The following is a 22,615-nucleotide window of genomic DNA, read 5'->3' as shown; positions in this document are numbered from 1 at the left end:
GCTCCAGCACCCGTATCCACTCACGGGCGATCAGCAGTCGCGCAGCTCCGGGCTCTGGTTCAGGACCTGCCCGCGCGGGCTGATGAACTCGCGGTACACCGCGCCGTCCACGTCCGCCGGGGCGAACGCGGCCACGCGGTGGCAGTTCTGGAAGGCGAACACCACGCCGAAGTGGCGCTCGAGCGCACCGCGGATCGCGTTGCTCGCGAGTGCCCGCAGGAGCTCACCCCGCTCCTTCTCCGAGGGCGGCGGCACCTCGTGCTCGCCGAAGGGCGCCTCGGGACGGGCGGTGCGGTCGTCGGCGGCGGCGCTGACCACCTGCCAGGCGTACGGCAGGGAGTCACGCACCACCGCGACGAACTGGGCGTCGTCGATCTGACCGCGCTCTGCAGCCGAGAGCACGTGGGTGGGGACGTCGAGGGACACAGGGCCTCCTGGTAGTCGAACTACTGACGGACCGTGCTCGATCAGTTACGCACGGACGGTGGGCAGGGCGCCAGGTCCCGGCACGAAGTCGGGGTCGACCTGCGCGGCGAGGTCGGCGCCCACCGCCCGGTTGCCCCAGGCGGCAGCGTTGCGCAGGTGGAACTCGACGGTGCCGCGGTGGTAGGCGGCCCAGTCGCGCTGCCGCTCGTCGAGGGCGGCGAGCACGGCCTCGAGGACGGCGAGGTTGGCGGGCTCGAGCGCCCCGACGGGCGCGACGGCGCCGCGTTCGGCGGCCCGGACCCATGCCGACTGCCCGAACCAGCCCAGCAGGGCGTCGCCGACCTGCTCGCGCAGGTAGGTGACGTCGTCGGGGTCGGTGACCTTGTTGCCCAGCACCCGCAGCGCCACGCCGTGCCCGCGGGCGTGTTCGGCGTACTGCTGGTAGACCCCCACACCGCGCCGGGTCGGCTCGCTGACCAGCACGGTGAGGTCGAACCGGGTGAACAGGCCGGACGCGAAGGCGTCGGCGCCGGCGGTCATGTCCACGACCACGTACTCGCCGGGGCCGTCGACGAGGTGGTTGAGGTAGAGCTCCACGGCGCCGGTCTTGGAGTGGTAGCACGAGACGCCGATGTCGGCCTCGTCGAACTCACCGGTGACGAGGTGGCGCACGCCTCCCGCCACCGCCGAGTGGCGCCGGAGCAGTTCGCCCTCGGGGTCGAGGTCGAGCAGCCGGGAACCGGGGCCGGGGGGCGTGGTTTTGATCATCGAGGAGGCGCCCGCGATGCGCGGGTTGCTGCCGCGCAGGTGTTCCTTGAGCCAGGGCAGGTCGGCGCCGAGCGCGCGCGGCGGCGGTCCGTCGTGGCCGAGCGCCTGGCCGAGGTGCTGGTTGATGTCGGCGTCGATCGCCAGAACAGGTCTGCCCAACTCGGCGAGGTAGCGGCTGAACAGCGCCGCCGAGGTCGTCTTCCCACTGCCGCCCTTGCCGACGAACGCAATGCGCACGCCGCCTCCTCCCGTCGTCGAGATCCGAACGCGCAGATGATAATCATTGCCACTCACGGGTGACGGGTGCGACCCCGTCCATGACAGGACGTGGCGGCGGCGGAGTGGCTCAGCGCGTGCGCGTCGTGCCGCGGACCGTGCAGCGTGCCGCCAGCACCGCACGCAGCGACGGCACCACGACGCCCTCGGCCGCCATCTTGCGGCGGGCCCGTCTGCGGGCGACCAGGACGCCGACCAGCGCCGGACCCCAGATGGCGTACTGCACCACCCAAGCGGTGCGGAACCCCTCCGGTGTGTAGTCGTCCGGACCCCCGGCTGCACCGAGCAGCACGCCGACGGCGAGGGAGACGACCAGCGAGGCCAGGAACCCGGCGACGTTGACGATGCCGACCGCCGTGCCCTGGCGGTGCCCCGGGTTGAACGTCCGGGCGTAGTCGAACCCGACCATCGACGCCGGCCCCCCGAGCGCCAGCACGACCACGAGCAGCACCAGCAGCCAGCGCGGCGCGGGCGGCGGGACGAGGAGCACGGCCGTCCACACCGTGGCCGTCGCGCCGATCACCGCGAGCACGAGCCAGGAGCGGCGCAGCGGGTGCCGGGCGGTGAACTCGCCGAACAGGGGGCCGGCCACCAGCCCGACCGCGACGAGCAGCGTCAGCATCGCGCTCGCCGCGCCCGTCGAGAGCCCCTGGCCGGCCACGAGGTAGGGCACTCCCCAGAGCAGCGCGAACACCATGCCTGAGAACTGCGTGCCCATGTGCGACCAGAATCCCAGCCGGGTGCCCGGCTCCCGCCACGAGGAGAGGACGCCCTCGAGCACCTCCCGCGGGCTGGGAGCCGGTGGCGGGGCGGGCGCACCGGGCGGCCGGTTGCGCACGACGGCCAGTGCCGCGAGCCCGACGGCCACGCCGAGCGCCGCCGCGGAGACGAAGGCCGGGGTCCAGCCCGGACCGTGCAGGACGGCGGCCAGCGGCAGGGCCGAGAGCACCTGCCCGAGCTGCCCGATGAGTCCGGTCAGCTGCGTCATCAGCGGCACGCGCCGCGCCGGGAACCAGCTCGTGACGACCGACAGGACGCTGATGAACGTCAGCGCGTCGCCGATGCCGACCAGCACGCGCGCGAAGACCGCCCAGGCAATGCCACCGGCCAGGGCGAGGAGCAGCTGACCCGCGGCCATGGTCAGCGCGCCGGCGACGATCAGCCGCCGGGCGCCGAAGCGGTCGAGGAGCGCACCCACCGGGATCTGCAGGCTGGCGTAGACCAGCAGCTGCAGCACCACGAACCCGGCGAGCGCCGCGGGTGCCGCGTCGAACCGCGCCGCCGCGTCGAGCCCCGCCACCCCGAAGGAGGTGCGGTGCATGACGCCGACCAGGTAGGCGGCCAGACCGACGGACCAGACGACCCAGAGGCGGTGCTGCAGCTTCATCTCGGCCCCCATGGTGCGCCTCCGGGCGCGGGAACGGGATGCTGTGCGGGCAGACTCACGTTGCAGGGGTGGAGACGTGTGGCGGGCGGGGCCTTCGGGTCCCGTCGAGAGGCGGAGGTGTGCCGTGTTGGACCCGGAACAGCTGTACGAGGTGGCGCCCGACGCGCCCCAGCTGGACGAGCCCGTCCTGCTCGTGGCGTTGGACGGGTTCGTCGACGCGGGGGCGGCGGCCCGCATGGCCGTTGAGGCCTTGCACGAGGGGCGGGAGCCGCAGCTGGTGGCGCGCTTCGACGTCGACCAGCTCATCGACTACCGGTCCCGCCGCCCCCCGCTGCGCTTCGACACCGACCGCTGGGCCGACTACACGCGCCCCGAGCTGGACGTCGTCGCGCTCACCGACACCGGCGACACCGAGTACCTGCTGCTGGCAGGCCCGGAGCCGGACATGCAGTGGGAACGGTTCAGCGCGGCCGTCGAGCAGGTCGTGCGGCGGTTCGGCGTGCGTCTGGTGATCAACCTCACCGCGATCCCGATGGCCGTTCCGCACACCCGCCCGATCGGCGTCACGGTGCACGGCACGAACCCGGAACTCACCGAGGGCCACGAGGCGTGGTTCGCCACGGCCGAGGTGCCGGGCAGCGCGGTCGCGCTGATGGAGTACCGGTTCGGTGAGGCCGGGCTGGACGCGATGGGCTTTGCCGTGCACGTGCCCCACTACCTCGCGCGCGCCGAGTACCCGCAGGCCGCGCGGGTGCTGCTGGACCACGTCGGCCTCGCCGCCGGGCTCTACCTCCCCACCGAGTCCGTGTCGGCCGCGGCGGAGAAGACCGAGGCGGAGATCGCCGAGCAGGTGGCGGGATCCGACGAGGTGCGCCAGGTGGTCGAGGCGCTGGAGCGGCAGTACGACATGGTCGCCTCCGGCCGGGGCGAGCGCTCCAGCATGGGACTCGCGGGCGAGCTGCCCAGCGCCGACGAGCTCGCCGCCGAGGTCGAGCGTTTCCTCGCCGGCCAGGAGGACGACAAGGGGCGCGACGAGGGGCCCGGCACCGTCTGACCCCGGCGAGGGGCGCAGCCCTGCGTTCCACCCACCCGTGGCGCGGTCGACCGCGTCGTTGCGGCTTGCTCTGACGGGGCGAGCGGCGCGATCATGGCCGCCACCATCACCGCAGATGGAATGGCATATAACGACCAGGTCGCCGTCCGGCCCTCCGAGTTGACGCCGTAGCCCGGTGGAAGGAGGGTGTCGGCAGCCAGGAGCCACGGAAGGGGGAAGGCTCTGGATGCGTAGGTCCAGGGCCCAGACGGGATGACCGTTCATGAAACACCCAAGAGTGCCGAACCGGCACCCCCGGCAGAGCCGGGATCGCTGACAACCGCAGCCGAGGAGCGGCACCCCATCGACCGATGGGTCTTCGGGATCGCCGCAGGCCTGGTCATCGTCCTGATCATCTGGGGCGCCACCTCCACCGCGACCCTGAGCGCGGTGTCCAGCTCGGTACTCGCCGGCCTCATGCACGTCGGCGGGTGGGCGTTCGTCCTGATCGCCTCCGGCTTCGTGGTCTTCGCGCTGTGGCTCGCGTTCAGCAAGTACGGCAAGATCCCGCTCGGCAACGACGACGAGGGTCCGGAGTTCCGCACGGTCTCCTGGATCGCGATGATGTTCAGCGCCGGCATGGGCATCGGCCTCATGTTCTTCGGCGTCAACGAGCCGCTCACGCACTTCACCGATCCGCCACCGGGCACGGTGGCGCCGGCGTCGCCCGAGGCGCTCGACGTCGCGATGGCCACCACGCTGTTCCACTGGACCCTGCACCCGTGGGCGATCTACGCCGTGGTCGGGCTGGCGATCGCCTACAGCACCTTCCGCCGGGGCCGCCGACAGCTGATCAGCTCCGCCTTCGCGCCCCTGCTCGGTGAGCAGCACACCGAAGGGGTCTTCGGCAGGGTCGTCGACATCCTCGCGATCTTCGCCACCCTGTTCGGCTCGGCCGCGTCGCTCGGGCTCGGTGCCCTCCAGATCGGGGCCGGCCTGGAGGCCAACGGGCTGCCGCCGGCCACCACCGGCCTGCTGCTCGGCATCATCGCCGTGCTCACCCTCGCGTTCGTCGCCTCCGCGGTGTCCGGGGTGGCGAAGGGCATCCAGTGGCTGTCGAACATCAACATGGTGCTCGCCGGGATCCTGGCCCTCTTCGTATTCGTGGCCGGGCCCACCATCCTGATCCTCAACCTGGTCCCGACCGCCATCGGCGACTACTTCGGCAACCTGGCCCAGATGGCCGCCCGCACCGAGGCCTCCGGCGGCGACGCCACGGCCGAGTGGCTGTCGGGCTGGACCGTCTTCTACTGGGCCTGGTGGATCTCGTGGACGCCGTTCGTCGGCATGTTCATCGCCCGGATCAGCCGCGGCCGCACGATCAAGCAGTTCGTCGTCGGCGTGCTGCTCATCCCGAGCGGCGTCAGCCTGGTGTGGTTCGCGATCTTCGGTGGCGCCGCGATCCAGACGCAGCGCGACGGCACCGACCTCTCCTCGCTCAGCCAGGAGGGTCAGCTCTTCGGCCTGCTCCACTCGATGCCGCTCGGCGGGGTCCTCAGCGTCGTCGCCATGCTGCTCGTCGCGATCTTCTTCGTGTCGGGTGCCGACGCGGCCTCGGTCGTGACCGGCACGCTGTCGCAGCGGGGCTCGATCGAGCCCTCCCGCTGGGTGGTGATCTTCTGGGGCGTCGCGATGGGTGTGATCGCAGCGATCATGCTCGCCGTCGGGGCCGGTCAGGACGATGCCCTCACCGGCGTCCGGGACATCACGATCATCTCGGCGGCGCCGTTCGCCCTCGTGATGGTGGCGCTGTGCGTCGCGTTGGCGAAGGACCTGCACCACGACTCGTTGATGCGCCGGGATCGGCGGTCCATCGCAGCCGTCGAGCAGGCGGTCGACTTCGGCACGGAGAAGTACGGCGACGAGTTCGTCGTGGCCGTCAAGGCTGCGCCGGACACCCCGGAGTCGTCGGACACCGGCACGCAAGACCTCATCACCAAGGAAACCACCACGAAGAGCGGGGCGACGGCCACGTCACAGGCCGACCGCACCGACTGAGCGAGAGTTCACCCGCCTCCGGCGCGGCCTTCCGATCGGAAGGCCGCGCCGGAGTGCGTTGCGGGGGACGTCGGTCAGAGGCGTCCCTTCGCGGCATCACCGCCGGGCACCGGGGTCATCCGCGCGACGACCGGCGGCTTCTCGAGCAGCCCGGAGACCGCCTTGCCCAGCCGCGCGACCGGCTCACCGCTGCCGTGGGCGTCGAGCAGCTCGGCCGACTCCCACTTCTCGATCAGGACCAGGCTCCCGTCCGCCGCGTCGTGCAGGGCGTAGAGCTCGCACCCCGATTCGGCGTGGACGTCGGCGAGCGCGCCGAGGATCGCGGACCGGGCCTCCTCCTGACGTCCCTGCTGCGGGACGAAGACCGCCGTGACAACCACCGTGTCGGGCATGTGTGCTCCTGGGTTTCGGGGACGGGACATCAGATCCTGGCCGTGCTGGACCGCTCGAGGAACTCGGCGACCACGCGAACGCGCCGGGGTGCGGGGGGCAGCTTCTGCCGCATCCGTGCGTGCACCAGCTCCACCGAGTGCAGCGCGAGCATGTCGATCGGCTGGCGGACCACGGTGAGCGGCGGGCGGATCAGCTCGGTCCACGGGTTGTCGTCGAAGACCACCACCGAGAGGTCGTCCGGGATCGCGACACGGGCCTGGGCGAGCATCCGCAGCACGACGCGCACCTGCGCGGTGTTGGCCACGACGAGACCGGTCGGCGGGTCCTCGAGCGCGAGCATCTGGGCCACGACCTCGGCCCCGAGGTCGCCGCGGAACGGCGCGGGGCGCACGAGCGCGTCGTCGCGTGCCAGGCCGCGCTCACGCAGGGCCTGCTCGTAGCCCTGCACCCGCTCGACGCCCGTGCTCGTGTCGAGCGGACCGGAGACGATCCCGACCCTCGTGTGGCCGCGGTCGAGCAGGTGGCGCGTGGCGGTGGCGGCGGACCCGACGTTCTCGATGCTCACCACGTCCACCTGGGCGAGCTCGCCGACGGTGCGGTCGACGAAGACGACCGGGATGTCGAGGGCGGAGAGCTTCTCCCAGCGCTCCACGTTGTGCCCGGTGGGTGTGCCGATCATGCCGCCGACGGAGCGGTCGAGGAGCGTGTCGAGGGCCTGCCCCTCCAGGTGCGGGTCCTCCTGCGTGGTCATGACCAGGATCTGCAGGTCGCGCGAGCGCGCTTCGGCGACCACCCGGTCGGCCAGTCGCGCGAAGAACGGGTTGGTCAGGTCGGCGAGCAGCAGGCCGATGGTGTCGCTGTGACCGTGGCTGAGCTCGCGCGCCGCGGCGCGCGGGCGGTAGGCGAGGGCGTCGATGGCCTCGAGCACCTGGGCGCGCTTCGCCGGGGCGACCGCGCCCGTGCCGTTGAGCACGCGCGACACCACCGAGACGGAGACCCCCGCGTGGGCGGCGACGTCCCGGATGGTGGCCGCCTTCTTCATCCCGCTCCCTCCGCGCTGCGCCGGGCCATTCAACCCCAAGTCGATCGTTGACCGTGGCGAAACGTGCGTGGTACAAAACTGGAACCGGTACCACTCTAGCAGCCACAGGAGTCCCCGTGAACTTGCACGACCTGCTGCAGGCCCGTGAGCGCGACGGCGAACCGATCCGGGTGGGCCTCATCGGCGCCGGCCGGTTCGGCACGATGTTCCTCGCCCAGGCGCGCACGACCCCGGGGATCCACGTCGCGGCGATCGCCGACATCAACCTCGACCGGGCGCACCAGTCGCTGAAGCTCGTCGACTGGCCCGAGGACGCGGTCACCGACGACCTCGCCACCGCGCTCGCCGACGGCACCACCGCGGTGCTCCCGGACGCGTCGCCGCTGTTCACCGACCGCGTCGACGTTCTGGTGGAGGCCACCGGGAACCCGATCGTCGGCACGTCGCACGCCCTCGCCGCGTTCGACGCAGGCCAGCACGTGATCATGGTGACGGTCGAGGCGGACGCGGTGGTCGGGCCCGCCCTCGCCCGCCGTGCGGCCGACCGCGGGCTCGTGTACTCGATGGCCTACGGCGACCAGCCCGCGCTGATCATGGAGCTGGTCGACTGGGCCCGCACCAGCGGCTTCCACGTCGTGTGCGCGGGCAAGGGGGCCAAGTACCTCGAGCACTACCACGAGATGAACCCCGACAACGTGTGGGAGAACTGGGAGTTCTCCAAGGAGCTCACCGACTCCGGGCAGCTGAACCCCTACATGCACACGGCGTTCCGGGACGGCACGAAGGCGGCCATCGAGATGGCCGCGGTGGCCAACGCGGCCGGCCTGGCGCCCTCGGACGAAGGGCTGACCTTCACCCCGGGCGACGTCGAGCAGATCGCCACGATCTGCCGGCCCCGCGAGGTCGGCGGGGTCCTGGCGCACGAGGGGTCCGTCGACGTCATGTCGAGCGTCACCCGCGACGGCACCCCGATCCCGCACAACACGCAGGAGGGCGTCTTCGTGGTCGTGAAGGCGACCAACGACTACGTCTCCGGCTGCTTCTCCGAGTACGGCTGGCACGCCGACCCGACGAAGCAGTACGCCGCGCTCTTCCGCCCGTACCACTACATCGGCCTCGAGCTCGGCGTCTCGATCGCCAACGCCGTCCTGCGCGGCATCGCCACCGGTGCCCCGAAGGGGTTCTCCGCCGACGTGGTGGCCACCGCCAAGAAGGACCTCGCCGCCGGCGACGTGCTCGACGGCGAGGGCGGCTACACGGTCTGGGGGAAGCTGATCTCCGCGCGGGCGTCCGTCACGCGGCGCGCGCTCCCGATCGCGCTCGCCCACCACGTCGCGCTGCGGCGCGACGTCGCGAAGGGCGCGATCGTCACCTGGGACGACGTGCAGTTGGACGAGGCCGCGTTCGGCCGCGTGCTCGAACTGCGGCGCGAGACGGAGCGACTCCTCGAGCAGCCGTGACGACGCCCTCGCTCCTGGGCCTCGCTCCGATGGCCTGAGCCGGGCCGCCGTCCACGAGAGGAAGGGTCTGCAATGGTGCGTCCAGAGAATCCCGAGGCCGAGATGTCCCCGCAGCCGCCGCTCCTGCCGGAGGTGCCGCCCGAGCTGGCCCGCAAGCGACTGAGCCTGAAGACGATCCTGCTGTTCTTCGGGCCCGGCGCGATCATCGCCTCGCTCACCGTGGGCAGCGGCGAGACCGTCCTCGCCTCGCGGCTCGGGGCGGTCTTCGGGTACGCGATCCTGTGGCTCGTCGTGGTCGGCGCCGTCACGAAGGCCGCGATCATCTACGTCTCGAACCGCTACATCGTGCTGACCGGCGAGCACCCCATGAGCGGCCTGGCGCGGGCGATCCCGGGGCCCCGCGGCTGGTTCCCGGCGCTGGTCGGCGCGCTCGCGGTGCTCTCGTTCCCGTTCGTGGCCAGCGCGCTCGCCACCGGCATCGGCAGTTACCTGAACGTCGTGTTCGGCGGGCCCGCCGTGGCCTGGGGGCTGGTGCTCCTGGTGCTCGCCGCGGCGCTGGCCTGGTTCGGCTGGTACGCGCTGCTGGAACGGGCGCAGGTGGCCATCGTCTCGCTCAAGGTCGCCCTGGTGGTCGTGGCCGTGTTCGCCGCCCAGCCCCGGTGGCTGGACGTGCTGGCCGGCTTCGTCCCGCAGGGCTTCGGCTACGAGCCGTTCGTCTTCACCGACTACCCCGAGATCGCCGACCGCGCCGTCTGGGTCGAGGCGGTCGTGTTCATGGGCGGGCTCGGCGGTGGCATGTACGACTACATCGGCTACGCCGGCCTCATGCGCGAGAAGCGGTGGGGCGCGCTGGGCCTGCCGGGTCGCGACCGGTCCGTGGACGCGCCGCTCGCACTGGCCGACACCCCCCAGGAGCGCACGCGGGTGCGCGGCTGGTCGCGGGCGCCGCTGGGCGACGTGGTGCTCAGCTTCACGGCGATGGCTCTGACGGCGGTCGCGTTCGTGATCACCGGCAAGGAGATCCTCGGTGCGGCGCGCAACGTGCCCACCGGGCAGAACGTCCTCACCTACCAGGGCGACGTGCTCGGCGTGATCCATCCGGTGTTCCGGTACTTCTACGTCGTCGCGATCATCATGGTCTTCTTCGGCACCATGTACGCCATCTGGGAGGTCTACTCCCGGACCACCTACGAGTCGCTCTCCGCCGTCTCGGCGAAGGTGCGCACCCGCGGTCTCGGCGCGACGCGCAAGGTCGTCTACGTCTATGTGTTGCTGGGCGCCACCGCGCTGATCCTCACCGGCGCCGACCTCGTCGCGCTGATCACGCCGGCGAACATCGTCGGCGGCACGGTGGCGTGCGGCATCTACGGGCTGGGCCTGCTCGTGCTGGAGCGGCGTGTGTTCCCCGCGGGGCTGCGCACGAGGCCGGCCGCCCGCGCGCTCGTGGCCGTGTCGTCGGTGGTGCTGCTCGTCTCCGGGCTCGTCGCGCTCGGCCAGTACCTGGGGGTGCTGTCGTGACCGGGCTCCGCACGTCGCCGGGGCACCTGCTCGCGGCGGGCTGCTTCCTCGTCCTCGCCGGGCTGCGCGCGGCGGAGGGATCCTGGCTGTGGGCGGGCGTGTTCGGCCTCGCCGCGGTCGTCCAAGGTGTCGTCGGGTCGCGGATCGCGGGCCGTCCGGCGGCGCCACGCCCGGGGAGCGGTCCGCGCGAGGCCGCGACGTGGAAGATCCTCACCGTGTCGTCGTGCGCGCTGAGCGCGGGGCTGCTGCTCGTGCAGCCGGTGCTCGGGCTGGTCGCCGCGACCGTCGCCCTCTACTGCCTGCGGGCGGCCCGGGTCCACCGCCCGACCGGGTGAGCGGGAGCATGGCGACATGGCGATCAAGGGTGTGCTCTTCGACTTCTCCGGGACCCTCTTCCGCATCGAGAGCACGCAGCGCTGGCTCACCGCGGTGCTCGACGAGGCGGGGACAGTCCTCCCACCCGCCGACGTCGACCGACTGACGCAGGAGCTGGAGCGGGCCGGTGCCCTGCCCGGTGGGTCGGCCCCGCAAGCCGTTCCCACGCACCTGGACGAGCTCTGGGCCACCCGCGACGAGAGCGCCGAGCGCCACCGCGCCGCCTACACCGGGCTGGCCCGCCAGGTCGAGCTCCCGGACCCGCGCCTGTACGACGCCCTCTACGACCGCCACATGTCCCCGGCGGCGTGGCAGCCCTATCCCGACGCCGCCGACGTCCTGGCGGCGCTGCAGCAGCAGGGGATCCGGGTCGGGGTGATCAGCAACATCGGCTGGGACCTGCGGCCGGTGGTGCGGGCCCACGGGCTCGACGGCGCGGTGGACGCGTACGTCCTGTCCTACGAGCACGGCATCCAGAAGCCCGACCCGGCGCTGTTCCGGATCGCCTGCGACGCGCTCGGTACCGACCCGCACGACGTCCTGATGGTCGGCGACGACCGCACCGCCGACGCCGGTGCCGCCGCGATCGGCTGCGCGGTCCGGTTCGTGGACCACCTGCCGGCCGACCGCCGCCCCGACGGCCTCCGCCCGCTGCTCGCCCTGCTCGACCGGCCCGCGCCGCCGTCGGCATAGCGGGCCTGGGAGCATGGCGCCGATCCGAGGGGGACGCCATGGAGCTCGTCGTGCTGGACCTGCCGCAGCCGGGGACGATGCGCGGTCGGTGGGCGGCGTTCGCCGCGGTGTGCGCCGCCCGCGGCTGGGGCGACAGCTGCCACGCCGCAGGGCCCGTGTGGCACTTCGACGACGGCGGCGGCAACTGGGCCGACCTGCACCACCTCGGCGACGGGCGGGCCGTGCTCGTGGGGCACGACCACGAGTACTCCGACACCTACTGGTCCACCGCCGCGGAGTACTTCCAGGAACCGGAGACCGACCTGCTCGCGGGCGCCCCCGCCTGGTGGGAGCCGCCTGCCCGCGCGGCGCTGGACCGCGGGCTGTGGGTCGGTTTCGTCTACGGCTTCTCCGAAGGCACCTGGCGGCGTGCCGAGTACGAGCCCGACGACGGGTTCGCCTCGGTCGGCCTGCCCGCCACCGACGACGACCGGTGCCGCGAGCTCGTGGGCGAGTTCGTGCAGGACGCGCCGGGCCTGGCCGGGTCGGCCCCGGACCCGCGCGCCGTCGACGCGCTGCTCGCCGCGGATGCCGCCGTCGACGAGGCGCACGTCGTGGCCGTGATCGGCTCCACCGGGTGGGACCCGGCGGCGGGGGCCGCCGCCGCCCGCGAGTTCCTGCGGGTGTGACGGCCGGAGCCGGTCAGACGGGCACTCCGTCGTCGTAGCGCACGAGGCGCGGCGTGCTCGTCAGCTCGTCCACCAGGCCACAGAGCCCCTTGTCCATGCGTTCCTGGACGCGTTCGAGGCCGTCCAGCTCGCTGGCGAGGTCGACGGCGCGGTCGGCGGTGCCGGCGCCGTCGAGCGCCTCGTCCAGCTCCTCGCGCACGCGCTCGGCCCGTACGCGGCAGCGATCGGAGGCCTGGACGTGGGCGAGCAGGCGGGCGCGCTGGTCGGCGTCGATGTTGTCCGGTACGGACGTCACGAGCTGCTGCAGTCGGTGCGGATGCACGGCGGTCCCCCTCACGTGACGGGCATCACCGCCGACGGTACGGGCGAACCCTCGGGCAGGGGAAGGCCCGGGTCGCTACGCCCGACGAACGGCACTTCGTCCGCTGGTGTCCCGAACCGGAAGTCCGGTGCATGAATCGGCGGGGCCAGGTGCGCTGAGTGCGCCGGCGTCGTACCGGGCGCCGGTGTGCTCAGCGGAGGGCTGGGCCGTCGAGTTGTGTGGTGGGCTTCCGGTTCGGGACACCAGGTGCCGACGAGAGTGCCCTTCGTCGCATGGGTGCGCCGTCCGCAGCCCGGTAGGCTGCCCCCGTGACGGCGTGGGTGGACACCGGCCGGTTCGTCCGCGAGTTCGTGCGCGATCCTCTGCACACCGCCTCCGTGACGCCGAGTTCCGCCGCCCTCGCCGCGGCGATGGTGCGGCCGCTGCCCGCCGACGCCGCGCCGGTCGTGGTGGAGTTGGGCCCGGGCACCGGCGCGTTCACCCGCGCCATCCAGGAGCGCACCGGCGGCCGGGCGCGGCACGTGGCCGTCGAGCTGAACGCCCGCTGGGCCGAGCTGCTGGCCGAACGCCACCCCGAGGTCGACGTCGTGCGGGCCGACGCCCGCGAGCTGCCCCGCCTGCTGGCCGACCGCGGCATCGCGGCCGTCGACGCGGTGGTCAGCGGCCTGCCGTGGGTGGCCTACTCCCCCGGTGCCGACGGCCGCGGCCTGCACACCGTGATCACGCAGGTGCTCGCGCCCGACGGGGTGTTCACACAGTTCGGCTACACCTGGACCCGCTGGGCCCCGCCGGCCCGCCGCCAGCTGGCCGACCTGCGCGCCCACTTCGCCGAGGTGACGACGAGCCCGACGGTCTGGCGCAACCTGCCCCCGGCGATCGTCCACGAGGCCCGCGGCCCGCGCCGCTGAGCACTCGGGGACAGGCCTCTGGATCGACGCGACAGCCGTGATCCGTCCGAGCAGTACATCGCGGGGTGCGGGAACAGCACGCGCGTACGTCTCGCGACGATCACGGGACGAATACCGATCCGAACCGCACCTGACCGCTGCCGCGACCGCGCTGCTATGCGGCTCGGAGCGATCACCGCGCGTCCCGCCATCCGGTGCCGCTCACAGGTGCGGCTGCACCAGCTCCACGTAGCGCCGGGCCATCGTGGCGATCACCTGGTCCCCGGGCGCCGCCCAGACGTCGGCGTGGAAGATCTCCACCTCGACGTCGCCGGTGTAGCCGGTGGCGGCGACGGCGCGGGTGAAGGACGGGAAGTCCACGTGGCCGTCACCCATCATCCCGCGGGCGAGCAGGGAGTCGGCCGGCAGCGGGGTGATCCAGTCGCAGACCTGGTAGGACACGATCCGCTCCCCCGCCCGCGCGATCTGGGCGTGCACGCCCGGCTCCCACCACAGGTGGAAGGTGTCGACGACGACGCCGACCTCGTGCGGGGCGAAGTCCTCGGCGATGTCGAGGGCCTGCGCGAGGGTGGACACCACGCCGCGGTCGGCGGCGTAGATCGGGTTCATCGGCTCGATGCCCAGCGTGACGCCGCGCTCGACGGCGGCCGGCACGAGCGCCGCGATCGCCTCGGCCGCCCGGGCGCGGGCCCCTGCGAGGTCCTTGTCCCCCGCCGGCAGCCCACCGGGCACGAGCACGAGCGCCCGCGTGCCGAGGCCGGCGGCCTCGTCGAGGGCGTGCAGGTTGTCATCGTGGGCCCGAGCCCGCTCGGCCGGGTCGGAGGCGGTGAAGAACCCGCCGCGGCACAGCGACGAGACGCGCAACCCGGCGTCGTCGACGATCTGGCGGGCGACGTGGGTGCCGACCTCGGCCACCGGCTCGCGCCACAGCCCGATCGCCGGCAGCCCGGCGGCGACGGTCCCGTCCACCGCCTCCCGCAGGTTCCAGTTCGCGGTGGTGCGCTGGTTGAGCGAGAGCCGGGCCAGCCGGGGATCACCCGGCGGGGGCGTCGCCACCCGCGCCGGGGAGCCACTGGGGACGTCGACCGCGAGATCCGCCAAGGTCATCGCACGGCTCCGGCCACCGTGAGCAGGCTGCGCAGCTTCGCGGCCGCAGCCTCCGGGTCCGGCAGCAGGCGCGCGTCGTTGGCCAGCGCGAACACCTCGGACAGGTGCACCACCGACCGTGCCGACTGCAGCCCGCCGACCATCGTGAAGCCGGGCTGGTGCCCGGCGAGCCAGGACAGGAACGCGATGCCGGTCTTGTAGTAGAAGGTCGGCGCCGCGAACACCTTGCGCGACAGCTCCAGCGTGGGTGCGAACTCGGCGTCGTAGCGCTCGAGGTCGTCGGAGTCCAGCGCCGCCAGCGCGGCCGAGGCCGCCGGCGCGATCGCGGCGAACGCGCCGAGCAGCGCGTCCGAGTGGTGCGTGCCGTCGCCGCGGATCAGCTCCGGGTAGTGGAAGTCGTCGCCGGTGTAGAGGCGCACGCCCTCGGGCAGCTCGGCGCGCAGCCCGACCTCGTGCTCGGCCGAGAGCAGCGAGACCTTGACACCGTCGACCTTGCTTGCATGCGCCTCGACGAGCGACACGAAGGTGGCCGTGGCGTCGGCGACGTCCGCCGAGCCCCAGTAGCCCGCGAGCTGCGGGTCGAACGCCTCGCCGAGCCAGTGCAGGATCACCGGCTCGCGCACCTGGCGCAGCAGGGCCTCGTAGACGCGCAGGTAGTCGTCCGGGCCTGCGGCCACGGCGGCGAGCTGCCGCGACGCCATGAGGATCACCTGGGCACCGGTTCCCTCGACGAACTCGACCTGCTCGGTGTAGGCGGCGAGCACGTCGTCGACCGACGTCAGGTCCGTGCGGTGGTCGGTGCCCGCGCCTGCGGCGATGCGGGCTCCGTGCGCCTGGGCCTGCGCGGCGCTGCGGCGCACCAGCTCCTGCACGGCCGGCCAGTCCAGGCCCATGTTGCGCTGGGCGGTGTCCATGGCCTCGGCGACGCCCAGCCCGTAGGAGAACAGGTGGCGGCGGAACGCCAGCGTGGACTCCCAGTCGATCGCCGCCGGCGCCCCGGGCACGTTCTCGCCCCACGGGTCGGCCACGACGTGGGCGGCCGCGAACGCGACGCGGGTGCGGTAGGGCTGCGGGTGCGGCGTCCACACCCGCGGCGCGGCGAGCTCGATCGTGCGCCAGCCACCTCCCGCGGCGGGCACCTCTATGGACGTGTCGACGGCGGTCATCAGGCCTCCTTTCCAGGCCGTGAGTAGGGAACGAGTGCTAGCGAGTTGGTCAAGCCCTCGTATCCACTCACGGCCGCAGCTCCACGCGCACGCCTTCGGCGTTCGACCTCAGCGCCGCGTCCACCAGCTGCAGGCCGCGCACGCCGCTGGCGAAGTCGTACGGGTGCGGCCGCCCGGCGTCGACGTCGAGCAGGAACTGCTCCCACTGGGCGCGGAACCCGTTGCCGAACTCCTGGTTGTCGGGCACCTGCTCCCACTGCCCCCGGAAGTCCTGGTCGGTGGGCAGGTCCGGGTTCCAGACGGGCATGGGGGTGCGGACGCGCGGCTGGACGCGGCAGCCGAAGAGGCCCGCGACGGCCGAGCCGTGGGTGCCGTCCACCTGGAACTCCACGAGCTCCTTGCGGTCCACGCGCACCGCCCAGGACGAGTTGATCTGCGCGATCACGCCGTCGGCCAGCTCGAAGATGCCGTAGGCGGCGTCGTCGGCGGTGGCCTCGTAGGGCTCACCCTTCTCGTCCCACCGCTGCGGGATGTGCGTGACGGCCCTGGTCATCACACTGCGCACCCCACCGAACAGGTGCTCGAGCACGTAGTTCCAGTGGCAGTACATGTCCAGGACGATGCCGCCGCCGTCCTCGGCCCGGTAGTTCCAGCTGGGACGCTGGGCGGGCAGCATGTCGCCCTCGAAGACCCAGTAGCCGAACTCGCCGCGCACCGACAGGATCCGCCCGAAGAACCCGGAGTCGATCAGGCGCTTCAACTTGATCAGACCCGGCAGGTAGATCTTGTCGTGCACCACGCCGTTGATGATCCCGGCGGCCTGCGCGGCGTCGACCAGCTCCTGGCCCTCGGCCACCGACTCGGCGGTCGGCTTCTCGGTGTAGACGTGCTTGCCGGCGGCGATCGCCGCGAGGATCGTCTTCTTGCGCTCGCTCGTCACCAGCGAGTCGAAGTAGACCGGCGCGTCCTCGTCGGCGAGCGCGGTGTCGAGGTCGGTGTGCACGGTCTCGATGTCGTGCGTGCGGGCGATCTGCGTGAGCTTCTCCCGGTTGCGCCCCACGATCACCGGCTCGACCTGCAGCCGGGTGCCGTCGGGGCGCAGGACACCGCCGTCGTCGCGGATCGCGAGGATGGACCGCACGAGGTGCTGGCGGTAGCCCATCCTCCCGGTCACGCCGTTCATGACGATGCGCATGCGTACTACCTGCCTTCTCGTGAGACGGTGGGACGCCCGCCGAGGTAGAGCTCGGCGAGCTGCGGGTCGGCGAGGAGCTCCGGCGCGGGGCCGCTGATGTGCACGCGGCCGAGGTCCAGGACGCAGCCGAGGTCGGCGGTCTCCAGGGCGCGCCGGGCGTTCTGCTCGACGAGCAGGATCGCCAGTCCCGCCTCCCGCATGGCGACGACCTGCTCGAACACGACGGCGGTGGCCTTGGGGTCCAGGCCCATCGACGGCTCGTCGAGCAGCAGGACCTTGGGGTTCACCATCAGCGAGCGGGCGAATTCCACCTGCTTCTGCTGGCCGCCCGACAGCAGCCCGGCCAGCGAGCGCCAGCGCTCGCGCACGACCGGGAAGAGACCCTGCACGAACGCGACGCGCTCGGCGACTCGCTCCTTGTCGGCGAGCGTGTAGGCGCCGAGCGTGACGTTCTCGGCCACGGTCATCTCGGGGAACACGCTGTGGCCCTGCAGCACGTGCGCCAGGCCGGCGCCGAGCAGGCGCTGCGAGGACCACCCCGTCACGTCCTGGCCGTCGACGCGGACGGTGCCCGAGCGCGGGGCGAGGATCCCGCTCGCGACCTTCAGGACGGTGGACTTGCCGGCGCCGTTGGGGCCGACCAGGCAGACGACCGAACCGGCGGGCACGGTGACCGAGAGGCCGCGCAGCACGAGCGCCGCCCGTCCGTAGCCGGCCTCGATGTCGGTGAGTTCCAGCAGGGGTTCATCCGCCCGCATTTCTTCAGACACCGAGGTACGCCTCCAGCACGGCGGGGTCGGTCCGGACGCTGTCCGGCGGGCCCTGCGCGATCGGCCGCCCGCGGTCGAACACGACCACGTGGTCGGACAGGCTCATGACCAGCTCCATGTTGTGCTCGACGACGATGAAGGTGCGCCCCTCCGCGTTCAGCTCGCGCACCAGCGTGGCGATGCGGTCGATCAGCGCCGGGTTCACCCCGCCCGCCGGCTCGTCGAGCATGATCGTCTCCGGCTCGGCCATCAGCACCCCGGCGAGTTCGAGCAGCTTCTGCTGCCCGTAGGACAGGTCGCGGGCCTCGACGTCCTCCAGGTGGTCGATGCCCACGCGCCGCAGCCAGCCCTGCGCCCGCTCGACCTCGGCCGGGTCGTGCGCGGGGCGCAGCAGGCTCGCGAGCCCGCGCGGGCGGACGGCGGCGAGCACGTTCTCCCGCACCGTCATGCGCGGGAAGACCCGGCACAGCTGGAAGCTGCGCCCGATGCCGGCCGCCGCGATGCGGTGCGGTGCCCTGCCCGTGACGTCGTGGCCCCGGTAGCGCACGGTGCCCGAGTCGGGCTTGATCATCCCGGTGACGCAGTTGAAGAACGTCGTCTTCCCCGAGCCGTTCGGCCCGATCACCGCGTTGATCTTCCCGGGCCGGAACTCGACGCTCGCGTGGTCGACGGCGCACACGCCCCCGAACGTCTTGGTCAGCTCGACGGTGGCGAGCCCTTCAGCGGTCATCGCCGCACCTCCGCACGGTCCTTCCGGTCGGGAGCCTGCTCGGCGTCGGTCCGGTCCCGCTCGCGCAGTTGCGCCGCCGTCATCTCGCGGATCGAGCCCTGCTGCGGGCGGAACCGGGCGAGCAGCCCGGCGACCGCCGGGATCACGCCGTCGGGCATGAACAGCACGACGACCCCCAGCAGCAGCCCGGTGGCGATCAGGTGGAACTGGGTGTCGCCGTAGGAGACCTTGAAGTACTCGATCGCGGTGCCGACGACGAACGCGCCCAGCACGGGTCCGAACAGGTTGCGGACACCGCCGAGCAGCGCCATCAGCACCATGTAGGACCCGATCAGGATGGAGAACTGGAAGATCGGGTCGAGGTCGCCGAACCAGAGCGCGTACATGCCCCCGCCGAGCGCGGTGAAGATGGCGGAGACGACGAAGGCCACCAGCTTGTAGGCGAAGGTCGGCACACCGAGCGACTGCGCCTTGTCCTCGTCCTCGCGGATCGCCTTGAGGCCCAGCCCGAAGCGGGACCGGTCGATCGTCCACCAGGCCAGCAGGGCCACCGCCAGCAGCGCGGCGAACAGGTAGAAGAACACGACGTGGTGCTCGGGGCGCAGCAGGTCCGGGAACGGCCGGGGCACCACGAGCCCGTCCGAGCCGCCGGTGAACTCCCGCCAGCTCTGGAACACCAGCAGCAGCACCAGCACCAGCGCGATCGACACGATCACGAACGAGGCGCCGCGCACCCGCAGCGCGGCGATGCCGATCGGCACGGCCAGCACCGCCACGATGACGCCGGCCAGCCCGAGGGCGAGGAAGCTGGGCACGCCGGCCCGCGTGATCAGCAGGCCGGTGCCGTACGCGCCGAGGCCGAACCACGCCGCGTGGCCCAGCGACATGTAGCCGGTGAACCCGCCGACGAAGTTCCACGACGTCGACAGCACCGCGTAGGACAGCACGACGATGCCGGCCGAGGTGATGTAGGGGTTCGGGCTCCACATCGGGAACGAGAGCAGGGCGGCGGCGCCCACGAGGAGCGCGATCCACCGGAAGGCCGAGCTAGAAACGTTGCGCAAGGCGGCCTCCGAAGAAGCCCTGCGGGCGCACCAGCAGGGTGGCGAACAGCGCGAGGTAGAACACGGTCTGCGCCCAGGTCGTACCCAGCGGCAGCTGCAGCAGGCTCTGCATGACGCCGAGCACCATGGCCGCGATGGCCGCGCCCGGGATGCTGCCCAGCCCGCCGACCACGATGATCGCCATCAGCGGCCCGATCCAGTGCCAGTGCAGCGACGGGTAGATCGTCGAGTCGAGCGAGAGCGCGGTGCCGCCGATGGCGGCGGTGGCCAGGCCCAGCCCGAAGCCGTAGCCCGCCACCTTGTCGGTGTCGATGCCGATCAGCCGGGCCGCCTGCGGGTGCTGGATGGTGGCACGCAGCGCCTGGCCGAACCGGCTGCGCGTGAGCAGCAGGTACAGCGCCAGCAGCGACACCGCCGCCAGCCCGAACGCGATCAGTTTGACGACCGCGACCTGCGCACCGAACACCTCGATGCTCGCCGCGCTGTAGGACAGCTGCACGCGCCGCTGGGTGCCCGAGTAGAGGAAACCGAGCAGCCCCTCGATCATCAGCGCCACCGCGAACGTCAGCAGGACCGACATCATCGTCAGCGACGCCGGGCGCAGCCGGGAGATCAGCAGCCGCTGGAAGCCGACGCCGAGGGCGAAGAACAGCGGCACGGTGACGATCAGCGACAGCAACGGGTCGACGCCGAAGCGGTCGTTGACGTCCCAAGCCAGGTACGCGGCGAGCACGAGGAACGCAGCGTGGGCGATCATCACCACCCGCATCACGCCGAAGTACAGCGTGAGCCCGGCGGCCAGCAGGGCGTAGAGCCCGCCCAGCAGCACGCCGAGCACGAGGCTCTGGAAGAGCAGTGAGCCGCTCACCAGGGAGCCTTGGGGTAGGTGAACTCGGCCTCCGCCGTGTCCTGGGGCAGCACGATCCGGATCTCCCCGTCCACGTACTGCTGGATCAGGTGCGCGCTCTGCGGCCGGCCCTGGGCGTCCCAGGACAGCGGGCCGACCACCGTGTCGACGGTGTTGCCGCGCAGCCAGTCGATGAGCTGCTGCTGGCAGTCGCCCTGCTCGGCGCACCCCACGGCCTGCACCGCGGCGGCCACGACCTGCCCGGTGGTGTAGGCGTTGGCCTCGTCCTCCGAGGGCGGGTTGCCGTGCTCGGCGGTGTAGCGCTGCACGAACTCCTGGTTGGAGGGGTAGGGCGCCTCCGTTGTGTACCCGGTGGGCGAGAGGATGCCCTCGGTGCGGGCCCCGATCGCCGCCGAGAACTCGGGGTTGGTCGGCGCCGTGGAGAACGCCGCCAGCTTCGGCTGGTAGCCCAGCTGCTGCAGCGACACGATGAGGTTCACCGCGTCCTGGTACTGCGTGCCGCCCACCACGATGTCGGCCTGCGAGTCGGCGATCTGCGCGGCGATGGAGGAGAAGTCGGTGGTGTTGGGCGGGTAGACCTCATCCACCACCGTCTGGATCCCGGCCGCCTCGAGCTTCGCCTTGAGCCCGTAGGCGGTGCCCTGCGCGAAGGGGTCGTCCATCGCCGCGTAGGCGGCCGTCTGCGGGCGCTGCCCCTCCGGCATGGCGATGATCGTGTCGGCGAGGTGGTTGTAGTGGTCGTCCGCGATGGCGGGGGCGGCGTAGAAGAGGTTGTCGAAGCCCTGCTCGAACACCTCGGCCGCGGCGCCCGCCGGCTCGACGAACAGCATCCCGTACTCGCTCGCCACGCGCGCCGACGGCACGACCAGGCGGGTGGAGAACGGGCCGAACACCAGGTCGACCTGGTCCTGCGCGATCAGCGACTCGTAGTCGGCCACGACGCGGTCGGAGTTGGACTGGTCGTCGAGGATGCGCAGCTCGACCTGCCGACCGAGCAGGCCCCCCGAGTCGTTCACCGCCGCGGCCCACGCCTCGTAGCCGCGCTGGACGCCCTTGCCCGGCTCGGAGAAGTCGCCGGTCAGCGGCAGGGAGATCCCGATCGTGATCGGGTCGGTCGCGGAGTCGCCCCCGGACTCGGCCCCACCGCACGCGGTGAGGGCGAGCGCCGAGGCGCAGGCGACGCAGGCCAGTCGGAAGGCACTGCGGGCGTTCATCGTGGGGGTCCCCTCGTCGATGAGGCGGTTCGAGGCACGTAAGCGCTTCCGTAAGCGCTTGCGTAGAATAGGGTCGGCGCTCGCGGCGTGCAAGGGCCGTGAAGCAGCGAGGAGGCATCGATGCCGAAGTCCCGGTCCGCACCGCGTCTCGCGGACGTCGCCGCGCGTGCCGGTGTGTCGATCGCCACGGCCTCCCGGTCGCTGGCCGGGCGCGAGGGCGTGAGCGAGGCCGTCGCCGCGCACGTGCGCGAGGTGGCGCTGGGGATGGGCTACGTCGCCAACGTCCACGCGCGCACGCTGGCCGGCGGCGCGACGTCCACCGTCGGGTTGATCGTCCACGAGATCGGCGACCCTTACTTCGCCGAGATCGCGAGCGGTGTGATCGACGTCGCCGCGCAGCGTGGGCTCACCGTCCAGATCTGCCACTCCGCGCGCGACCCGCGTACCGAGCTGCACCAGATCCGCACGCTCATCGCCCACCGCACCGACGCGATCGTCGTCGCGGGATCCGGCTACACCGAACCCGAACTGCAGGCGGAGTCCAACGCCGTCCTGACGGCCTTCCAGGAGACCGGCGGGAGGGTGGCGGTGATCGGGCGCCACCACCTGACCGCCGACGCCGTGCGCCCGGACAACGAGGCCGCGGGCGCCGCCGTCACCGCACACCTGCTGGCGCTCGGTCACCGCCGGATCGGCGTGCTCGCCGGGCCCGCGGTCCTCACGACGGTGGCCGACCGCATCGCGGGCGTCGCCGCCGCGCTCGAGGCGCACGGGATGACGCTCGACGACGTGCCCGTCCTGCACACCGACTTCACCCGCAACGGCGGCCACGCGGGCACCGAGCAGCTGCTGGCCGAGCACCCCGACCTCACCGCGCTCATCGCGCTGAACGACGCGATGGCCATCGGCGTGCTGTCGGAGCTGCGCTCCCGCGGCGTGCCGGTGCCGGGGCGGATCTCGGTCGCGGGCGTGGACGACGTGGCGGTCGCGGCCGACCTCGCGCCCAGCCTCACCACCGTGCGGCTACCGATGACGGAGATGGGAGAGATGGCCCTCACGATGGCCCTCAAACCCCCCACGGCGCGCAGGCGGCGCAAGAACACGGGCCACGAACTGATCGTCCGCGACTCCACGGGCCCCGCCCCGGCCTGACCGCGACAAGCACACACCCAGC

23 protein-coding genes are annotated in these 22,615 nt (G+C 72.4%); 9 read left to right on the top strand and 14 right to left on the bottom strand.

What is annotated here, in order from left to right; translation table 11 throughout:
- Nucleotides 1–30: 30 nt before the first annotated feature.
- The 3 genes from CFP66_RS36340 to CFP66_RS36330 form a co-directional block, all read right to left on the bottom strand.
- Nucleotides 31–426 (bottom strand): SCO5389 family protein, encoded by a 396-nt coding sequence (locus CFP66_RS36340; protein WP_094929882.1) that lies wholly within the window; start codon nucleotides 424–426, stop codon nucleotides 31–33.
- A 45-nt stretch (nucleotides 427–471) separates the two neighbouring features.
- Entirely contained in the window at nucleotides 472–1,431 is a 960-nt protein-coding gene (locus CFP66_RS36335) for an ATP-binding protein (RefSeq protein ID WP_094929881.1), read from the bottom strand.
- A gap of 109 nt (nucleotides 1,432–1,540) precedes the next feature.
- Nucleotides 1,541–2,869, bottom strand: coding sequence for a nitrate/nitrite transporter (locus tag CFP66_RS36330; RefSeq protein WP_233160006.1), 1,329 nt, complete (start codon nucleotides 2,867–2,869; stop codon nucleotides 1,541–1,543).
- 112 nt (nucleotides 2,870–2,981) lie between these two features.
- On the opposite strand from CFP66_RS36330, the gene CFP66_RS36325 reads away from it, so the two are divergent.
- Nucleotides 2,982–3,911 (top strand): proteasome assembly chaperone family protein, encoded by a 930-nt coding sequence (locus CFP66_RS36325; protein WP_094929880.1) that lies wholly within the window; start codon nucleotides 2,982–2,984, stop codon nucleotides 3,909–3,911.
- Nucleotides 3,912–4,163: 252 nt separating this feature from the next.
- A complete protein-coding gene (locus CFP66_RS36320; protein ID WP_094929879.1) occupies nucleotides 4,164–5,948 on the top strand; it encodes a BCCT family transporter in 1,785 nt (594 codons plus the stop codon).
- Nucleotides 5,949–6,022: 74 nt separating this feature from the next.
- Here the strand turns inward: CFP66_RS36320 and CFP66_RS36315 are convergent, their stop codons facing one another.
- Together CFP66_RS36315 and CFP66_RS36310 are read right to left on the bottom strand one after the other, a co-directional pair.
- The gene (locus tag CFP66_RS36315) at nucleotides 6,023–6,340 is read right to left on the bottom strand and encodes a putative quinol monooxygenase (protein ID WP_094929878.1); all 318 of its coding nucleotides are present in this window, start codon (nucleotides 6,338–6,340) and stop codon (nucleotides 6,023–6,025) included.
- Nucleotides 6,341–6,369: 29 nt separating this feature from the next.
- Nucleotides 6,370–7,383 carry a LacI family DNA-binding transcriptional regulator gene (locus tag CFP66_RS36310; RefSeq protein WP_094929877.1) on the bottom strand — a complete coding sequence of 338 codons (1,014 nt, stop codon included), beginning with the start codon at nucleotides 7,381–7,383 and terminating at the stop codon, nucleotides 6,370–6,372.
- Nucleotides 7,384–7,499: 116 nt separating this feature from the next.
- Here CFP66_RS36310 and CFP66_RS36305 point away from each other — a divergent pair, with 116 nt between their 5' ends.
- The 5 genes from CFP66_RS36305 to CFP66_RS36285 all read left to right on the top strand — a co-directional run bounded on the left by CFP66_RS36305 (nucleotide 7,500) and on the right by CFP66_RS36285 (nucleotide 12,097).
- Entirely contained in the window at nucleotides 7,500–8,843 is a 1,344-nt protein-coding gene (locus CFP66_RS36305) for an NAD(P)H-dependent oxidoreductase (RefSeq protein WP_094929876.1), read from the top strand.
- Between the two features lie 72 nt (nucleotides 8,844–8,915).
- The gene (locus tag CFP66_RS36300; RefSeq protein ID WP_094929875.1) at nucleotides 8,916–10,361 is read left to right on the top strand and encodes an Nramp family divalent metal transporter; all 1,446 of its coding nucleotides are present in this window, start codon (nucleotides 8,916–8,918) and stop codon (nucleotides 10,359–10,361) included.
- A complete protein-coding gene (locus tag CFP66_RS36295; protein ID WP_094929874.1) occupies nucleotides 10,358–10,696 on the top strand; it encodes a hypothetical protein in 339 nt (112 codons plus the stop codon). The genes CFP66_RS36300 and CFP66_RS36295 overlap by 4 nt, the downstream gene beginning before the upstream one ends.
- A gap of 16 nt (nucleotides 10,697–10,712) precedes the next feature.
- Nucleotides 10,713–11,429 carry an HAD family hydrolase gene (locus tag CFP66_RS36290; protein WP_094929873.1) on the top strand — a complete coding sequence of 239 codons (717 nt, stop codon included), beginning with the start codon at nucleotides 10,713–10,715 and terminating at the stop codon, nucleotides 11,427–11,429.
- 38 nt (nucleotides 11,430–11,467) lie between these two features.
- Complete coding sequence (locus tag CFP66_RS36285; RefSeq protein ID WP_094929872.1) at nucleotides 11,468–12,097, top strand: proteophosphoglycan 5; 630 nt, start codon at nucleotides 11,468–11,470, stop codon at nucleotides 12,095–12,097.
- Between the two features lie 13 nt (nucleotides 12,098–12,110).
- On the opposite strand, the gene CFP66_RS36280 is transcribed toward CFP66_RS36285, so the two are convergent.
- Nucleotides 12,111–12,419: a hypothetical protein gene (locus tag CFP66_RS36280; protein ID WP_094929871.1), complete on the bottom strand. Its 309-nt coding sequence runs from the start codon at nucleotides 12,417–12,419 to the stop codon at nucleotides 12,111–12,113.
- Nucleotides 12,420–12,727: 308 nt separating this feature from the next.
- Between CFP66_RS36280 and CFP66_RS36275 the strand changes: the two genes are divergently transcribed.
- Entirely contained in the window at nucleotides 12,728–13,327 is a 600-nt protein-coding gene (locus CFP66_RS36275; RefSeq protein ID WP_233160005.1) for a class I SAM-dependent methyltransferase, read from the top strand.
- A gap of 201 nt (nucleotides 13,328–13,528) precedes the next feature.
- Here CFP66_RS36275 and CFP66_RS36270 read toward each other — a convergent pair whose 3' ends face one another.
- The 8 genes from CFP66_RS36270 to CFP66_RS36235 form a co-directional block, all read right to left on the bottom strand.
- Complete coding sequence (locus CFP66_RS36270) at nucleotides 13,529–14,434, bottom strand: sugar phosphate isomerase/epimerase (protein WP_094929870.1); 906 nt, start codon at nucleotides 14,432–14,434, stop codon at nucleotides 13,529–13,531.
- A complete protein-coding gene (locus CFP66_RS36265; RefSeq protein ID WP_094929869.1) occupies nucleotides 14,431–15,600 on the bottom strand; it encodes a dihydrodipicolinate synthase family protein in 1,170 nt (389 codons plus the stop codon). Before CFP66_RS36265 ends, CFP66_RS36270 begins: the two co-directional genes overlap by 4 nt.
- 67 nt (nucleotides 15,601–15,667) lie before the next feature.
- A complete protein-coding gene (locus tag CFP66_RS36260) occupies nucleotides 15,668–16,795 on the bottom strand; it encodes a Gfo/Idh/MocA family protein (RefSeq protein WP_233160003.1) in 1,128 nt (375 codons plus the stop codon).
- A 5-nt stretch (nucleotides 16,796–16,800) separates the two neighbouring features.
- Nucleotides 16,801–17,565: an ABC transporter ATP-binding protein gene (locus CFP66_RS36255; RefSeq protein WP_233160002.1), complete on the bottom strand. Its 765-nt coding sequence runs from the start codon at nucleotides 17,563–17,565 to the stop codon at nucleotides 16,801–16,803.
- Nucleotides 17,558–18,295, bottom strand: a complete 738-nt coding sequence (locus CFP66_RS36250; protein ID WP_094929867.1) for an ABC transporter ATP-binding protein — start codon at nucleotides 18,293–18,295, stop codon at nucleotides 17,558–17,560. Before CFP66_RS36250 ends, CFP66_RS36255 begins: the two co-directional genes overlap by 8 nt.
- Nucleotides 18,292–19,359: a branched-chain amino acid ABC transporter permease gene (locus CFP66_RS36245; protein ID WP_233160001.1), complete on the bottom strand. Its 1,068-nt coding sequence runs from the start codon at nucleotides 19,357–19,359 to the stop codon at nucleotides 18,292–18,294. The genes CFP66_RS36250 and CFP66_RS36245 overlap by 4 nt, the downstream gene beginning before the upstream one ends.
- On the bottom strand, nucleotides 19,343–20,227 hold the full coding sequence (locus CFP66_RS36240) for a branched-chain amino acid ABC transporter permease (RefSeq protein WP_094929866.1): 885 nt from the start codon (nucleotides 20,225–20,227) through the stop codon (nucleotides 19,343–19,345). Before CFP66_RS36240 ends, CFP66_RS36245 begins: the two co-directional genes overlap by 17 nt.
- Entirely contained in the window at nucleotides 20,224–21,441 is a 1,218-nt protein-coding gene (locus CFP66_RS36235) for an amino acid ABC transporter substrate-binding protein (RefSeq protein WP_094929865.1), read from the bottom strand. Before CFP66_RS36235 ends, CFP66_RS36240 begins: the two co-directional genes overlap by 4 nt.
- Nucleotides 21,442–21,561: 120 nt before the next feature.
- Here CFP66_RS36235 and CFP66_RS36230 point away from each other — a divergent pair, with 120 nt between their 5' ends.
- Nucleotides 21,562–22,593 carry a LacI family DNA-binding transcriptional regulator gene (locus CFP66_RS36230; protein WP_094929864.1) on the top strand — a complete coding sequence of 344 codons (1,032 nt, stop codon included), beginning with the start codon at nucleotides 21,562–21,564 and terminating at the stop codon, nucleotides 22,591–22,593.
- The last annotated feature ends 22 nt before the right edge of the window (nucleotides 22,594–22,615 follow it).

Origin of the sequence: Pseudonocardia sp. MH-G8, assembly GCF_002262885.1 — a bacterium.
Lineage (GTDB): Bacteria > Actinomycetota > Actinomycetes > Mycobacteriales > Pseudonocardiaceae > Pseudonocardia.
The sequence above is the reverse complement of the archived record's forward strand: the minus strand, read 5'-3'. Positions and strand labels throughout refer to the sequence as shown.

What these genes read in the sequence shown, in the direction of transcription:
- CFP66_RS36330 (WP_233160006.1), bottom strand. Translation starts at nt 2,869, where the DNA reads ATGGGGGCCGAGATGAAGCTGCAGCACCGCCTCTGGGTCGTCTGGTCC.
- CFP66_RS36250 (WP_094929867.1), bottom strand. Translation starts at nt 18,295, where the DNA reads ATGACCGCTGAAGGGCTCGCCACCGTCGAGCTGACCAAGACGTTCGGG.
- CFP66_RS36260 (WP_233160003.1), bottom strand. Translation starts at nt 16,795, where the DNA reads ATGCGCATCGTCATGAACGGCGTGACCGGGAGGATGGGCTACCGCCAG.
- CFP66_RS36265 (WP_094929869.1), bottom strand. Translation starts at nt 15,600, where the DNA reads ATGACCGCCGTCGACACGTCCATAGAGGTGCCCGCCGCGGGAGGTGGC.
- CFP66_RS36230 (WP_094929864.1), top strand. Translation starts at nt 21,562, where the DNA reads ATGCCGAAGTCCCGGTCCGCACCGCGTCTCGCGGACGTCGCCGCGCGT.
- CFP66_RS36300 (WP_094929875.1), top strand. Translation starts at nt 8,916, where the DNA reads ATGGTGCGTCCAGAGAATCCCGAGGCCGAGATGTCCCCGCAGCCGCCG.
- CFP66_RS36285 (WP_094929872.1), top strand. Translation starts at nt 11,468, where the DNA reads ATGGAGCTCGTCGTGCTGGACCTGCCGCAGCCGGGGACGATGCGCGGT.
- CFP66_RS36290 (WP_094929873.1), top strand. Translation starts at nt 10,713, where the DNA reads ATGGCGATCAAGGGTGTGCTCTTCGACTTCTCCGGGACCCTCTTCCGC.
- CFP66_RS36320 (WP_094929879.1), top strand. Translation starts at nt 4,164, where the DNA reads ATGACCGTTCATGAAACACCCAAGAGTGCCGAACCGGCACCCCCGGCA.
- CFP66_RS36270 (WP_094929870.1), bottom strand. Translation starts at nt 14,434, where the DNA reads ATGACCTTGGCGGATCTCGCGGTCGACGTCCCCAGTGGCTCCCCGGCG.
- CFP66_RS36235 (WP_094929865.1), bottom strand. Translation starts at nt 21,441, where the DNA reads ATGAACGCCCGCAGTGCCTTCCGACTGGCCTGCGTCGCCTGCGCCTCG.
- CFP66_RS36310 (WP_094929877.1), bottom strand. Translation starts at nt 7,383, where the DNA reads ATGAAGAAGGCGGCCACCATCCGGGACGTCGCCGCCCACGCGGGGGTC.
- CFP66_RS36315 (WP_094929878.1), bottom strand. Translation starts at nt 6,340, where the DNA reads ATGCCCGACACGGTGGTTGTCACGGCGGTCTTCGTCCCGCAGCAGGGA.